The 15,192-nt window shown below is 39.9% G+C and carries 10 protein-coding genes; 6 read left to right on the top strand and 4 right to left on the bottom strand.

Annotated features, from left to right (window positions below):
- Positions 1 to 49: 49 nt before the first annotated feature.
- Positions 50 to 364 carry a hypothetical protein gene (locus tag DUT68_RS06435; protein WP_113636788.1) on the bottom strand — a complete coding sequence of 105 codons (315 nt, stop codon included), beginning with the start codon at positions 362 to 364 and terminating at the stop codon, positions 50 to 52.
- Between the two features lie 170 nt (positions 365 to 534).
- Between DUT68_RS06435 and DUT68_RS06430 the strand changes: the two genes are divergently transcribed.
- The 6 genes from DUT68_RS06430 (at position 535) to DUT68_RS06405 (ending at position 8,632) form a co-directional block, all read left to right on the top strand.
- The gene (locus DUT68_RS06430) at positions 535 to 1,068 is read left to right on the top strand and encodes an RNA polymerase sigma factor (protein WP_113636786.1); all 534 of its coding nucleotides are present in this window, start codon (positions 535 to 537) and stop codon (positions 1,066 to 1,068) included.
- Positions 1,069 to 1,150: 82 nt separating this feature from the next.
- Positions 1,151 to 2,164 (top strand): FecR family protein, encoded by a 1,014-nt coding sequence (locus DUT68_RS06425; RefSeq protein WP_113636784.1) that lies wholly within the window; start codon positions 1,151 to 1,153, stop codon positions 2,162 to 2,164.
- 1 nt (position 2,165) lies between these two features.
- Complete coding sequence (locus DUT68_RS06420) at positions 2,166 to 5,429, top strand: SusC/RagA family TonB-linked outer membrane protein (protein WP_113636782.1); 3,264 nt, start codon at positions 2,166 to 2,168, stop codon at positions 5,427 to 5,429.
- 10 nt (positions 5,430 to 5,439) lie between these two features.
- A complete protein-coding gene (locus DUT68_RS06415; protein WP_113636780.1) occupies positions 5,440 to 6,873 on the top strand; it encodes a RagB/SusD family nutrient uptake outer membrane protein in 1,434 nt (477 codons plus the stop codon).
- Positions 6,874 to 6,884: 11 nt separating this feature from the next.
- Complete coding sequence (locus DUT68_RS06410) at positions 6,885 to 7,499, top strand: hypothetical protein (protein ID WP_113636779.1); 615 nt, start codon at positions 6,885 to 6,887, stop codon at positions 7,497 to 7,499.
- Between the two features lie 2 nt (positions 7,500 to 7,501).
- Positions 7,502 to 8,632: a cytochrome-c peroxidase gene (locus DUT68_RS06405; RefSeq protein WP_113636777.1), complete on the top strand. Its 1,131-nt coding sequence runs from the start codon at positions 7,502 to 7,504 to the stop codon at positions 8,630 to 8,632.
- Between the two features lie 747 nt (positions 8,633 to 9,379).
- Here the strand turns inward: DUT68_RS06405 and DUT68_RS06400 are convergent.
- The 3 genes from DUT68_RS06400 to metH all read right to left on the bottom strand — a co-directional run bounded on the left by DUT68_RS06400 (position 9,380) and on the right by metH (position 15,064).
- Positions 9,380 to 10,333 (bottom strand): methylenetetrahydrofolate reductase, encoded by a 954-nt coding sequence (locus DUT68_RS06400; protein WP_113637057.1) that lies wholly within the window; start codon positions 10,331 to 10,333, stop codon positions 9,380 to 9,382.
- 82 nt (positions 10,334 to 10,415) lie between these two features.
- Positions 10,416 to 10,778: a four helix bundle protein gene (locus DUT68_RS06395; protein WP_113636775.1), complete on the bottom strand. Its 363-nt coding sequence runs from the start codon at positions 10,776 to 10,778 to the stop codon at positions 10,416 to 10,418.
- Positions 10,779 to 10,825: 47 nt separating this feature from the next.
- Positions 10,826 to 15,064: a methionine synthase gene (metH, locus tag DUT68_RS06390; RefSeq protein ID WP_113636773.1), complete on the bottom strand. Its 4,239-nt coding sequence runs from the start codon at positions 15,062 to 15,064 to the stop codon at positions 10,826 to 10,828.
- Between the last annotated feature and the right edge of the window lie 128 nt (positions 15,065 to 15,192).

Genomic DNA, 15,192 nt, shown 5'->3' with positions numbered 1-15,192 from the left:
TGAACATTTATAATTGATTAAAAATTTGGTTTTGGTTAGTGCCGCATCATTAAGTTAGATCGGGCGGCGGTGTATGCAACTGCGTATACGCTTCGGGAAGCAAATGAAAAATTTCGTTATTATAGGTAATTGATAGTGGATTTAGCGGCTTTAGGTAATGCGGTAATTTCTCTGCAAATAAAATAAATTGAGCCCCCTCTTTTGCGCCTTCATTTTCGTTGTCTGGTGTATCGTCTTGTTGGCTCACGTTTGCAAAGTCAACAATCGAATTTTGTTTACCAACAAAAACGTGGGCACTGTAAACAGACGCTACTAAAAGTAGTAGGCCCAACAGTAATGCGCTTCCAAGTTTCTGTTTTTGCATAGGGCAAATATAATCCTTATAAAGAAAGTGTAAATCATTTATCTGTAAAACAACAAATTGCTGCATTAAAAGTTCAAATCTCTCCTTATTTTTATCATACTAAATTAATTCCCTCATTTGTTTAGAATTATTCTAAATAGTTTTATAAGTTGTATCTTTGCTCATCCGGCATGCAAGTCAACCTTTGGGATAAAATTCGTAATGGCGATAGCGCTGCAATGAAAAGCTTATATCAAAATAGCTTTCAGGAATTGTATGTTTATGGATTTAAGCTGATTGCAGATAAGGAGAAGACTAAGGATGCCATACATGAACTCTTCTGCGAATTTTGGGAAAAGCATGAGCACTTACCTATAGTTTACCAACTGATGCCTTATATTAAAATATGCCTCAGGAATAAGCTGTTGAAGCAAATGAAGCACGATGCAGTTTTGCTCACTTTGCCAGATAGTTTTGAAATGGAAGCAACCATTCAGCAATCTTATGAAACATTGTTGATTGATAGTTTGGAAAACGCTGAGAAAAAAAGGCAGTTGGAAATTGGGATCTCAAAGTTAACCAAAACACAAAAGGAAGTGCTTAAGCTTCGTTTTTATGAAGGCCACAACTACGAAGAAATTTCGCAAATGCTTGATTTGAAGGTGCGTACTGTGTATAATCACGTTCATGCAGCGTTAAATATTTTGCGAGATTATCTTTCTTAAAACCGTTCCGTAAAAAAAGTTGAATTTTTTCTGGTAAAAATAGACGGGTTGCAACTCTTAGTAGTAACAACCAACTTGAACTATGCAATACAATTCCTACGAGGCCGCAGACTTTGCCGCCGACGAGTCTTTTGTGGCTTATTTCCTAAAAAAAGATGCCGATGCTGAAGCATTTTGGCAACATTGGCTTGCTGCGCATCCTGAAAAATCAAATGAAGTAAAAGCCGCCGAACGCTTGCTTACTCAATTATATCTTCGTTTGGATGAAGCAGAAATTGAAATGGAAGTTGCAAAGTTCGACGAATTTTTAAAAGGACCTGCAACAATCGATACTGTTCCTATTCAGAGGAAAATCTTCAGTTCATTCAATTATTTAAAGATAGTTGCTGCGGCTGCTGTGGTTGTTTTGGTGGCTTTGCTGTCCATCACTACGTATCAACAGCGCAATGTAACGCCAATTTACATCACTAAGCGCAATACCTTTGGCCATAAAAGTATCATCGTATTAAGTGATGGCTCCAAAGTTACGTTGAACAGCAATAGTACACTTACTTTTCAAAAAAACTTTGAAGGTGAAACCAGAAGCGTAGAGCTTATCGGGGAAGCTTTTTTCGAAGTGGCACACCAGCCAGATAAGCCGTTTATTGTAAAAACAGGAAAGCTTTTCACCAAAGTATTGGGTACCAAATTTGATGTGTGCGCTTATCCCAATTTAAGCACAATCAAAGTATCGCTCTTGCAAGGTAGTGTTGCTTTAAATATCGATGGTTCAAATAAAAAGTTGAAACTAAAACCTGCTCAAATGGCCGTTTTTAATCCAAAGGCCAATAGCTTGCTGCAAACAACATTTGATACCAGCGCTGCATTAGCTTGGCAAAAGGGTACCGTTACTTTCAATAACAGCGCTTTCGATGAAATTGCCGCTCAACTTTACAATGCCTACGGAATCACCCTAGTTAATAAATCAGGGGAGCAGCAATGGAACTACACCGGAAGTTTCCAAAAGGCCAACTACATCGATATCGTTAAAAGCATCTGCTTTGCAAAAGGGCTCAATTATCAATTAACACAAAAAACCATAACCATAATTAAATAAAATGAAGAAAAACCGAGAGTATCTTTTATCCGCTCTATTAATTTTTCTTTTGTCATTTTCGGCTGTGGCACAACAAGTTAACCCTTCGGTTAGCCTTAATGTGCGTCAGAAACCACTTACGGAAGTGATTAGAGAAATAGAAAAACAAACTGGATTTACATTTAACTACGATCAAAAAGAGGTGAATTTATCTCAATTGGCTACGGTAAATGTAAAGGCCGGTTTAAGGGATGTGCTAGAAACATTATCCGAACAATTTTCGCTCGATTTTAATATTGTTGGTAAAAATATCTCCATTAGAAAAGGTAAAAGAAAAGGTCCTCCGCAAGTTAAAATGGTAACAGGATTGGTAGTTACTGAAGATGGCGAGCCTATTCCAGGGGTAAATATTTTTAGAAAAGGCACCAGGCAAGGTACCATTACCAATAGCAATGGCGAATTTACCTTGCGTTTGGTAGGCGATAACTTGGACGATGTGAGTTTAGAGTTCATCTATATCGGAATGCAAACTAAAACCATAGTGCTTGGCAGCCAAACCTATTTGAAGGTGAGCTTACAATCTAACGTGTTTGGGATGAACGAAATTGTTGTAACCGGGTCATACACCAAAGAAAAACGCAGAGAAGATGTTGTAGGAAGTATTGCGCAAGTAAGTAGTGTGCAGTTGCAAACCTATCGTCCAATAGAAAGTTTTGATAAATTATTGGAAGGTTTAGTAGCAGGGGTACAGGTAGAAACTACCACGGAGCTAAACACACCAGTGAAAATAAATATCCGTGGGCAAGGTTCGTTACCCAGTTTTGGTGCCAGTAGGGGTACATCAACACAACCACTATTTGTAATTGATGGAATACCTGCTTACGAACAACAAAGGGGAAATGAAGCTAGTGTTTTTAACGGCGAGAGCTATTTAAATCCACTTTCTAATATTAATCCAGAAGATATCAAATCAATTGCAGTGCTTAAAGATGCCACTGCTTCTGCACTTTATGGCGCTAACGCTGCAAACGGTGTAATCATCATCACTACAAAAAATGGTGTTGCGGGTAAAACATCGGTTAATGTTAATTACGAAACCGGCGTATCCAGCTTTATTAACCAATACAAATGGCTTTCTGGTCCTCAATATTTTAGCTTGCTTAGGGAGGCTTACATTAACGGTGGAAGATCAGTTACCGAAGCTACCCAGTTGGCAGGAAGCAACACAATTAATACAGATTGGTTTGACTTAACCAACAGAAATGCAACTTATCAAAACGTAGGCTTGGATTTATCAGGAGGTTCAGATAAAACTACCTTTAGGTTTTCAACCGGCTACCGCGATCAGAAGGCGGCCTCGCTTGGCAACGATTTGCAGAAAGTTTATTTGCGCTTAAGGGTTGATCACAAAGTGAACGACAAGTTTAAAGTTGGATTCAACTTAAGCCCAACCTATACGCAAAGCAATGCGCTATCTACTTATGGTGGTGTACTGCTTCCGCCGAATATTTCTCCTTACGGTCCAGATGGCTCGTACCCAGATATTTTAGGCGTACCTAATCCATTGGCAATTTTAAACCAGAACGAAAATAATAACAAGGGTATACAGCTTTTGGGAAATATTAATGGTTCATATCAAATTACAAAAGACATTGCCATATCGGCTACTTTGGGAGGCGATAATTATCAGAACAAGCAAACCCAGTATTTTTCGGCCCAAAATGCTACAGGAAGAAACGCCAACGGCAGATTGCAAATTTACGATAGGAACTATTTAAGCTACATAGGTTTTATCCAAGCTACCTACGACAAAACTTTTGCTGAAAAACATACAGTTAACTTCTTAATCGGTCATCAAATAGAAAATAAAACCACCGATTTATTGAGAGGTTCAGGGACAGGGTTTAGTTTCGACCGTTACAGGGTGCTTAACATGGCCTCTATACAAGGTTCTGCATCATCTAGATATTCTGATGCTACTTTGTCTTATTATAGCCAGTTGGGATACGATTTTAAGAAGAAATACTTTGCTAACTTCAACGCCCGGCTAGATAAGTCGTCCATTTTTGGAGGCGATAAACAAGTTGCATTTAATGGTTCAGTTGGTTTAGCTTGGTTACTTAGCAACGAAGACTTCCTCAAAAACAATAACGTTTTCAGCTTGGTGAAGTTACGAACTACGTTTGGTTCAACCGGTAACTCGCGAATTGGGAGCTATGCAGCCCGTGGTTTATATAGTTTTGGAACCGCATTGGGTTCTACCTATAACGGAAACATTATTTCATTGCCTGATAACTCATCGGCACCAAATCCAGATTTAGGGTGGGAAAAGAATTTCAAACTCAATTTTGGCTTGGATTTAACCTTATTCAAAAAAGTACAGGTTACAGCGGAGTATTACAATAATACCATCGAGGATTTAATTTCTTCTGTAGCGGTGCCTCAGGAAACCGGCTTTACAACCATATCAGCAAATACAGGGAAAATGCGTAATCAGGGTTTCGAGTTAAGTATCAATGCCCCGATTATTGATAAGAAGAACTTCGCTTGGAATACCTCATTTAACCTAGGTACCAATAAAAATAAGCTGATTTCTTTTAACAACGGCTATGCTTCATTGTACTCTTCTGCAACTGACGCCGCAGGACTAAAAGTGGGCAACAGTACTAGTGCTATTTATGGCTACCGTTGGGCTGGTGTAAATCCGCAAGATGGTGTAGAGCAATTTTATGACAACAATGGCGTGTTAAGAACTGCCTCGGAAATAAATGCTTTACCTATCTCATCTACGTTGGTTTTGGCTGATAGATTGCCTGATTTTCAGGGAGGTTTTATCAATAACATCACCATTTACGACTTCAATCTTTCCTTCAATATTCTTTACAGTTATGGGGCTTCCATTATGGTAAATTACATTGACGAAGCTGATGGGAGAAACTTACAGAACAGAAATCAAAGCGTTAACCTATTAGATAGATGGCAAAGGCCAGGTGATATCACCGATATCCCTCGATTGCTCATTAACCGAACTATAGTGGCCAACTCGTCGAGGTATTTGTATGATGCCAGTTATTTAAAGCTTTCCAATGTATCGCTTGCTTACAAGTTGCCAAAGGAGCTGTCATCAAAGCTGCATTTAAATAATGTCAACATCATTGCCAACGCTACCAACTTGCTATATCTCTATAAAGATGCCGGAACAAAAGGTAGAAATGGTGTTGCAGAAAAACGTTTCGTTTATCCGGAGAGCTCGGCATTTACGTTTGGTGTTAGACTTGGATTTTAAAAATTGAATCATGAAAAGATATTACATATTACTAGTGGCGGCTTTAATGATTTTTTCTTCTTGTGAGAAGATATTAGTTAAAGAACCTACAGACAAATTATCCATTGAAGATTTGTTTAAAGATGTTCAGGGTGCTAAAACTGCGTTGGCAGGCTCCTACAAAAACATGCTGGAAGAGTTTCATTACCAGAAAAATTTAATGGTTTACCCTGAAATTTTAGCAGGTAACATCAAATTCAGCAAAACTACCAATTTGCGTTTGGAAGATGTTTATGAAGCATCTACAGACGCACAAAATTCGTCTATGAACGAAACTTATACTGGCTTGTACAGCGAGTTAAATAATGTGAATAACATCCTTAAATATACGCCAACTGCTCAAGGTTCATCAGCCGATAAGGCAAAAATTATAGCTGAGGCCAAGTGCATTAGAGCTTTGTTACACTTTGATTTGGTAAGGATATTTGCAAGGCCAATCAATTTTACTTCCGATGGCTCTCATTTAGGTATAGCTTTGGTTTTGCAGCCTCAACTTTTTTCTGATCCATTGCCTCAGCGTGCTACCGTTGCCGAAACTTATGCTGCCATTACCCGTGATTTAAACGAAGCAATTGCCGTATTCGATAGCAATAATGTGGGAGTGCTTAGTGGCGGATATAAGCAAAACTACTTCACTAAAAGTTCAGCGAAGGCGCTTTTAGCAAAAGTTTACCTTTATCAGAACAAATGGGACGAGGCTTATGCGCTTGCCGATGAAATCATTAAAAGCAACCAGTACACTTTATTAAGTAATGCTAATTATGTAGCGAGCTGGGTAGGAAGGGTACCATCTACAGAGTCTATTTTCGAGCTTGCTATCGAAGCTTCGTTTTCGGGAAATGGTTTGGGCTCTTATTACGATAGTGGAAATTTATCGGGTTACCGCATGTACGCCGCTACCTCAGATTTGCTTGGGCTATACAGCGCCACTGATGTAAGAAACAGTGCAAGTTTGTTCAACACGGTAAATATCAGCGGTACCAATTATCAATTCACCAAAAAGTATACAGTTGGTGGTCTTCAGGCAACGCCGATAAAAGTATTGAGATTAACAGAGCTACACCTGATCCGTGCTGAAGCAGCCGTAGAAAAGGCAGTTCCTGATTTTACGGTGGCTAACGCCGATTTAAATCTAATTAGAAAACGTGCTGATGCCAGCGCCAGTACATTAAGCATCTCCGTAAAAAGTGATATGATTGACGCAATTCTATTGGAGAGAAGGAAAGAACTGGCCTTTGAAGGTAACCTGCTTTTTGATTTGTTGAGGAAGAAAAAGGATATAACAAGGGTTGATGTAACAGCCACCATTAAAAACTTGCCTTATACTAGTAATTGGGTAATTATGCCTTTGCCAGCTAATACAGTTAACGCTAACAGAAATATGATTCAAAACCCTGGATATTAAAAAGATTTGATATGAAAAAGTTATTAATGTTATTTGTGGCCTCTGCTCTGTTTAGCGCTTGTAAAAAAGACGAGCCATTAGCAAAAGAAGATTTATATCCTGCGCAGCCAGTTACTGTGCCTTCATCGTCTGCAATTGCGGTGTTTCATCAAGCAGTATCCTTTTACCAAATGTATGTTTACCGCTATGATGCTGACACCAAGACTTGGAGCGCTAGGATAGCCAGCCATTTTTCTACGGTTTCTACAACCGATCCAAGTTTTTTAGGGTTCACCAATCCTTACGTAGTAGATAGCGGCGTAGCCATGTTTGATATGGTACGTTTGTACAGCACATATACGGGCACTACCAATATTAAAACGGTAGGTATTAACGCAGATCAGGTGCTGCAATTTTTCCCAGATTTTGAGGGTGCTAAAACAGGTATCGTTAAGGTTAAACAGCAAGATGTGATTTTACGCAAATCAGCGGGAGGTACCATTGCTATTGGCATGAGTGGTAGCGGTACCTACGATGAAAATACCAAAGTGATGGATTTGAATGTCACTTTTAACGAAGCTGCCATTGGTGGTACTACACGAACCATTAAATATAAATTGAGTCCAAACGCATTAACCTTAAACTAATAATGAGAAGAACACTTTTTTTACTAGGCGCTTTAGGCATTTTTGTTTGTAGCTCTGCCTTTTTACAAAATAAAGAATATACCGTAGCCCAATTAAGAGCGCTCTACAGCGGCGACCCTGCCAAATGGCCAAAACCTGAATTGCATGAGGAGGCTAAAAAAGGCTTTAGAGATATTGGCTACCTTGGTCGTCCAACCTATCCAGCCGAAAATCCGTTTAATGCGGATAAAGAGAAGTTGGGAAAAATTTTATTCTTTGACCCTCGGCTATCTGTTTCTGGGCAAATTGCTTGTGCCTCTTGTCATGATCCTGAACTAGGTTGGGGCGATGGAAAGCGTGTAGCCTACGGACATAGCAGGCAAACCGGTAAGCGCAATGCCATGACGTTGTTGAACGTTGGCTTTTACGAAAAACTTTTTTGGGACGGCCGTGCCATGAGTTTGGAAGATCAAGCTAGGTTCCCTGTTGCTGACCACGTAGAGATGAATACCGACCTCAAAGTGATGGTGGAAAACGTAACTAAAGTGGCCGGTTACAAGCCACTGTTTGCGAAAGCTTTTGGTACCGAAGAAGTAACTTTGGATAAAATTCAGAAAGCAATCGCCACTTTTGAGAGAAGCGTAGTAAGTACCAACAGCCGCTTTGATGCTTTTGTAAAAGGCAACAGCAAAATGCTGAAAGATGATGAAGTAATGGGTTTACACTTGTTCCGTACTAAGGCTGGCTGTATCAATTGCCATAACACGCCTCTGTTTAGTGATAACAAGTTCCATAACGATGGGCAGGCTTTGTTAGGTTCACGCATGGAAGATTTAGGGAGGTATAACGTAACCAAAAACTTGAAAGACATTGGTTCGTTTAAAACGCCATCTTTACGCGAAACGAATATTACTGGCCCGTGGATGCACCACGGTAATTTTCCATCGTTGAAAGATGTAATTGAGTTTTATAACTTGGGTAATCCGGTAAGTTATCAGAAAGCTCACATCATCCCCGATTCATTAAAGAATCCAAAATCAGCGATGTTAAAAAAATTAAACTTAACTTTAACCGAACAGCAGCAGTTAGAGGCATTTTTAAAATCAATAAGCACTCAAGTGCAAAAAATTATGCCTCCTAAATTGCCAGAATAATTAAACGCCTTAACGCATGAATTTAATTGCATCAGAAACAAGCACTACCATTTGGCTAATTTCAACTACCGTATCGTTAACATTGATGTTACTGTTGGTGTATGCGATAGTTAAATTTGTTCAAAAGTCTAAAAGTAATTAGATAAAAAAGCACAGGTTTTTAGTCTGTGCTTTTTTTGGCTAAAATAGGTTTTTAGGCTAGATAAATATCTTTTCCTAACAGAGATAGCCAAAATAATTTGTAAAATGACTTATGGAGATTTACGGTTTTGACCCAATTAGTAACTTGTGGGGACTTATACTTTCATGTCTTTTTGTGGCGCTTTTATATGTTTTTATCAAATGGCTATTTAAAAAAGTTAAAGGCTAATACAGTGTAAAATAGCGTGAGTTGGGGACAAGATATTATGCTATTTGCTAGCGATAGCGCTTCAAATCTTCGTTCAGCTAATTTTCGGTCTCTTATTTTTCGGGTTGCACTAATAAGCCAACGCACTTTCTTTGAAAGAAAAATAAGCAACCGAGAGTTTTTGTTACTTTTTGCGGTCAAAAAGTAAGAGCCTAGCGGCGGCGAGCTAAAAAACACGTATAATCTAAATTTTAAAGAGTTGTAAAAGTTCTCAACCCGAACTCAAGTTAAATAGAAAAGCATGGATTTTATTTCCATGCTTTTTCATTTAGAAACTTTGCTGTCTTGGTTATTTCAAACGGTTAATGATGCTAAAAAGCTTAATCATTCCATGCATCCTAAAATACCGCTTTGGCAATCTCTTTAGTTTGATCTGGCTTGCCCATGGTGTAAAAATGTAGTACTGGTGCGCCAAATTCAATTAATTCTTTACACTGCTTAATCATAGCTTGTGTTCCTATTTCCTTCGCTTCGGCATTATTTTTAGCATGAGATAAAGCTTCCGTTAATTCATCTGGTAAATCAATATGGAATATCTTAGGCAAAGCATTGATTTGACCTAAGGTACTAATTGGCTTTAAACCCGGAATAATTGGAACATTAATTCCATTATCTCTACATTTCTGCACAAATTCGAAATACTTTTGGTTATCGAAAAACATCTGCGTTACGATAAATTCGGCTCCCAAGTCAACTTTTTGTTTCAAATATTTGAAATCTGTATTTAAGTTAGGCGCTTCAAAATGCTTCTCTGGATATCCGGCAACGCCGATACAAAAGTCGCTTTTGAAGGTTTCTACATCTTCATGCAAAAACTTGCCCTCGTTATGGTTTTTAATGTGCTGAATCAAATCGGTAGCATAAGCGTGACCTCCCGGTGTAGGCACAAACGAACTATCGGCTTTGCGAGCATCTCCCCTTAGGGCCAATACGTTATCAATACCTAAAAACTGTAAATCGATTAGGGCATTTTCGGTTTCTTCTTTGGTAAATCCGCCGCAAATTAAGTGTGGTACGGCATCAATTTTATATTTATGGATAATTGCTGCGCAAATAGCGATAGTTCCCGGACGCTTGCGATAGGAAACCTTTTGCAGCAAACCATTTGGATGCTCCTTGTAGATATAATCCTCCCTTAACGAGGTAACATCTATAAAAGGTGGTTCAAACTCAAGCAAAGGTTCTATTCCATTGTAAATCCAATCGATACCTTGCCCTTTAATTGGCGGCAATAACTCGAAAGAGAATAACGTTTTACCTTTTGCGTTTTTAATATGTTCTGTAATCTTCATTGGTTGTTTGGTTGTTTGGTTGTTGGTTGTTTGGGCAAATATAGGTTCGCTAAACAATCTCGCCCCAAAGCTAAAATCTTATTTATTCCTTGTTCAAATATCTAATATAACCGTTAATCAATTTTCCTAGCACTTCTATTTTGGAGATACTTTCAGCTAATTGTAATTCTGAAATAAATCCAATATCATAAGAAACGTATAGTTGCGTTTCCAATTCGTAAAGTGAGCCCCTAGCAACTGTCAGGAACTGAATGGTTTCCTTTGGATGTTGTCTTCCTGAACCTTCAGCGATATTTGATGGTACAGAAATCGCACATCTTCTAATTTGAGAAGTTAATCCGTACGTTTCCTCTTTGGGGAACCCAGCTGAGAGTTTATAGACGTCTGCAGCAAATGCTCTCGCAGTCTTCCAAACTTCCAACTCTGTATATTTATGATAGGCCATAATCAGCTATGCTATCCCAAACATCCAAAAAACTAACAACAAACCAACTAGTATGCTAAATTAGGTGCCAGCCAACGCTCTACTTCTTCTACGCTCAAATCTTTCCTTAAAGCATAATCCTCCACTTGCTCTTTGGTAATTTTTCCTAATCCAAAATACTTTGATTCTGGGTGCGAGAAATAAAAACCACTCACCGCTGCGGTTGGATACATCGCGTAACTTTCCGTCAATTTCAGCCCAATTTTTTCCTCCGCTTGAAGCAGTGCGAACAAAGTGCCTTTCTCCGTATGTTCTGGACAAGCTGGATAACCTGGTGCTGGGCGAATGCCTGCATATTGCTCTTTGATCAGCTCATCATTGGATAGGTGCTCATCTTTCGCATAACCCCAGTATTCTTTACGTACCAATTCATGTAACTTTTCGGCAAAAGCCTCCGCTAAACGATCGGCCAAAGCTTTAACCATGATGCTATTGTAGTCATCGTGGTTTTTTTCATACTCAGCTACTAGCTCATCACAGCCAATACCCGCAGTTAAAGCAAAACCGCCGAAATAATCTTGTTTGCCGCTAGTTGCTGGTGCAATAAAATCCGACAATGCATAATAAGGTTGGCCATCAACTTTCTCAGCCTGTTGGCGCAAAGTGTGAATAACAACAGCCCCTCCCGACCTCCCCTGAGGGGAGGAGTTTTGCACCTGCTCTGCTAGTAGCTCATTTCGCAACTCGCTCTCCCTTCCCTTTGGGAGGGGTTGGGGGTGGGCTTCTAAGTATATATCATCGCCTATGGCTTGTGCGGGCCAAAAACCAAACACCGCTTTTGCTTTCAATAATTTTTCGTCGACAATACGTTTCAATAAAGCTTGAGCATCGTCAAATAACTTAGTGGCTTCAGCACCTACATTTTTGTCCTCGAAAATTCGAGGATAACTTCCTTTCAACTCCCAAGTGTGGAAAAAAGGTGTCCAATCGATGTAAGGCAAAAGTTCTGCTAAAGGATAATCATCTAGCACTTTGGTGCCGGTAAATGTTGGTGCCGGTGCAATTTGCGATAAGTCAATTTGGAATTTATTTGCTCTTGCTTCTTCCAAAGTTTTGAAACGCTTATCCGAACGCTTGTTTAAATGTGCTTCCCGAGCTTTATCGTACTCGGCCTTAATTTGGTCTACATAGCCCGGTTTAAGTTCTCCGTTCATTAACGTGCTGCAAACCGTCACACTCCTTGAGGCATCCAAAACGTGAATTGCCGGACCAGAATAATGAGGTGCAATTTTAACTGCTGCATGAATTCTAGAAGTGGTTGCTCCACCAACAATTAGCGGTATGGTAAAGCCTTCACGCTCCATTTCTTTAGCAAAGTGTACCATCTCATCTAATGATGGCGTAATCAAGCCGCTTAAACCTATAATATCGGCATTAATTTCTTTGGCTTTTTTAATGATTTCTTGAGCAGGAACCATCACGCCCATATCCACAATTTCGAAGTTGTTGCAGGCCAAAACTACACCTACAATGTTCTTCCCGATATCGTGTACATCGCCTTTAACGGTAGCGAGTAGTATACGTCCAGCAGCCCCTCCCGACCTCCCCTGAGGGGAGGAGTTTTCGCGACTGCTTATTAAGTCCTTTTGTGCTTTTATCGACGGCCTGTTTTCTAAAGCCAAAACCAACTTAGTTAAGGTATTATCGGTATCAAATAGTACTTCTTCGTTGGTAAATCTAACTACTTCGTAGCCTTGTTCTTGCAGCCAAGCTGTTCTTTCCTCATCTGAAAGTTTGTTTTCCGGCAGTTGATGGATGAGTCCATCAATTTCTACAACCAATTTTCTATCTAAACATACCAAATCGGCTATGTACTGTCCTATAATGTGTTGTCTCCTGAATTTATATCCTTCTAGCTGTTTGCCTCTGATCAAGTCCCACATTACCTTTTCGGCATCTGTAGGCGCTGATCTATGGTTTAAAGCAAACTCCTTTAACATTGGATACAGCATAGGATCGGCGGTATGATATTTAGGCGTTATGCTCTCCTCTCCCTCGGGGAGAGGTTGGGAGAGGGCCCTCTTCTCTTCTTCAATAAACGGTAGCAGATAGGCCACGGCTTTTTTCATTACCCTAGCGGATTTTACTACTTGGGGCAAGAACATTTTTCCAGCACCAAATAAATCACCTACAATATTCATCCCGTCCATTAGTGGGCCTTCAATTACCTGCAAAGGTCGGTCGTACTTCTGACGGGCTTCTTCCACATCATCATCTAAAAACTCTACAATGCCCTTCACTAAAGAGTGCGATAACCTTTCCTCAACTGAAGACTTTCTCCAAGCTTCATCCTTAACTACCGCTTTGCCTTTGTTTTTCACGGTTTCCGCAAACTCAACTAAACGCTCAGTGGCATCCTCCCTACGATTAAGAAGTACATCTTCTACTCTCTCCAAAAGTTCAGGCTCAATTTCCTCGTAAACTTCTAGCATACCCGCATTTACAATACCCATATCCAAGCCAGCTTTAATGGCATGGTACAAAAATGCAGAGTGCATCGCCTCACGTACTACATTATTTCCTCTGAAAGAAAATGAAATATTGGAAACACCACCGCTAACTTTTGCATGAGGAAGGTTTTGCTTAATCCAGCGGGTAGCTTCAATAAAATCTACCGCATAATTGTTATGCTCCTCTAGACCTGTCGCAACCGTTAAAATATTAGGGTCAAAAATGATATCTTGAGGAGGAAAACCTATCTCATTAACTAAAATATCGTAACTGCGTTTGCAGATTTCAATCCGTCTATCGTAATTGTCGGCTTGGCCTTGCTCATCAAACGCCATTACCACAACTGCGGCTCCATAACGCATAATTTTACGGGCATTGGCTTTAAAAACTTCTTCTCCTTCTTTTAAAGAGATAGAATTCACAATGCCTTTGCCTTGCAAACATTTCAAGCCTGCTTCTATTACGGTCCATTTGGATGAATCCACCATAATTGGTAACTTGGCGATATCAGGTTCTGATGCAATTAAGTTCAGAAACTTGGTCATTGCCGCCTCCGAATCAATCATGCCCTCATCCATGTTCACATCGATAATCTGTGCACCGCCCTCTACCTGTTGCAATGCCACAGCCAATGCGGCTTCATAGTCATCTCCCAAAATCAATTTAGCAAATTTGGGAGATCCAGTGATATTGGTACGCTCACCAACATTCACGAAAATACTTTCGGGAGTGATGGTTACGGGCTCTAATCCGCTTAAGCGCAAGTGAGGCGCAATGGTTGGAATTTTTCTAGGGGTGGCTTTTGCTGCTTTTTTAGCAATGCAGCCAATATGGTCTGGCGTAGTGCCGCAACAACCGCCAACAATGTTTACAAATCCAGAAGTGATAAAATCATCTACCAAATGTGCGGTTTCATGTGGCATTTCATCATAAGCGCCAAATTCATTAGGTAAGCCAGCATTCGGATAAGCTGAAACATAGCATTCCGCTTTTGCCGCCAGCTCCTCAATATGAGGGCGCATTTCTTTTGCACCTAAAGCACAGTTAAATCCAATACTTAAAGGCTTGGCATGTGCCACCGAATTTAAAAAAGCTTCTGCTGTTTGGCCAGATAACGTCCTTCCCGAAGCATCGGTGATAGTGCCCGAGATCATGATCTCTAGCGGCTCCTCCCTAAATCCCTCCCCTAAGGGGCGGGACTTTAGTTCTTGTTCATATTGCTTAATGGCGGCAATAGCCACTTTTGCATTCAGCGTGTCGAAGATGGTTTCTATCAATAGCACATCAGCACCACCATCTACTAAACCTCTTATCTGTTCGTAATAAGCGTCAAAAAGCTCATCATAGGAGATGGCTCTGAAGCCAGGGTCGTTTACATCAGGTGAAAGTGAAAGTGTACGGTTGGTAGGGCCAATTGCTCCAGCTACAAAACATTTCCTTTCGGGATGCTCGGCCATAAATTCAATTGCAGCTTCCTTTGCAATTTTAGCGCCTTCATAGCTCAGTTCGTAGCTCAGCTCTTCCATTTGATAATCGGCCATGGAAATCCGTTGCGTACTGAAAGTATTCGTTTCTATGATATCAGCGCCTGCTGTTAAATATTCCTTATGGATAGCCTTGATAATATCTGGGCGGGTGATATTTAGCAAATCATTATTCCCTTTTACATCACAGGGATGGTTGGCAAATCTTTGCCCACGAAAATCTTCTTCCGTTAGGGTATAACGCTGAATCATGGTGCCCATGGCGCCATCGATAATCAAAATACGTTTTTGTAATTCTTCTCTAATGCTCATAGTAGTATTTAGTAGTTAGTAGAAAGTATTCAGAAAATACTTTTAACAACCACGTTTAGCTTAGCATAAAGCATAGTAATATCAAATTACTAGATACTCAATACTAAATACAAAATTGCTTACTATTA

Source organism: Pedobacter zeaxanthinifaciens (genome assembly GCF_003313335.1).
Taxonomy (GTDB): Bacteria; Bacteroidota; Bacteroidia; order Sphingobacteriales; family Sphingobacteriaceae; genus Pedobacter; species Pedobacter zeaxanthinifaciens.
The sequence above is the reverse complement of the archived record's forward strand: the minus strand, read 5'-3'. Positions and strand labels throughout refer to the sequence as shown.

Excerpts from the sequence above, each read along its gene's own strand:
- DUT68_RS06395 (WP_113636775.1), bottom strand. The coding sequence starts at position 10,778 with ATGGCCTATCATAAATATACAGAGTTGGAAGTTTGGAAGACTGCGAGA.
- DUT68_RS06415 (WP_113636780.1), top strand. The coding sequence starts at position 5,440 with ATGAAAAGATATTACATATTACTAGTGGCGGCTTTAATGATTTTTTCT.
- DUT68_RS06435 (WP_113636788.1), bottom strand. The coding sequence starts at position 364 with ATGCAAAAACAGAAACTTGGAAGCGCATTACTGTTGGGCCTACTACTT.
- DUT68_RS06425 (WP_113636784.1), top strand. The coding sequence starts at position 1,151 with ATGCAATACAATTCCTACGAGGCCGCAGACTTTGCCGCCGACGAGTCT.
- DUT68_RS06420 (WP_113636782.1), top strand. The coding sequence starts at position 2,166 with ATGAAGAAAAACCGAGAGTATCTTTTATCCGCTCTATTAATTTTTCTT.
- metH (WP_113636773.1), bottom strand. The coding sequence starts at position 15,064 with ATGAGCATTAGAGAAGAATTACAAAAACGTATTTTGATTATCGATGGC.
- DUT68_RS06400 (WP_113637057.1), bottom strand. The coding sequence starts at position 10,333 with ATGAAGATTACAGAACATATTAAAAACGCAAAAGGTAAAACGTTATTC.
- DUT68_RS06410 (WP_113636779.1), top strand. The coding sequence starts at position 6,885 with ATGAAAAAGTTATTAATGTTATTTGTGGCCTCTGCTCTGTTTAGCGCT.
- DUT68_RS06430 (WP_113636786.1), top strand. The coding sequence starts at position 535 with ATGCAAGTCAACCTTTGGGATAAAATTCGTAATGGCGATAGCGCTGCA.
- DUT68_RS06405 (WP_113636777.1), top strand. The coding sequence starts at position 7,502 with ATGAGAAGAACACTTTTTTTACTAGGCGCTTTAGGCATTTTTGTTTGT.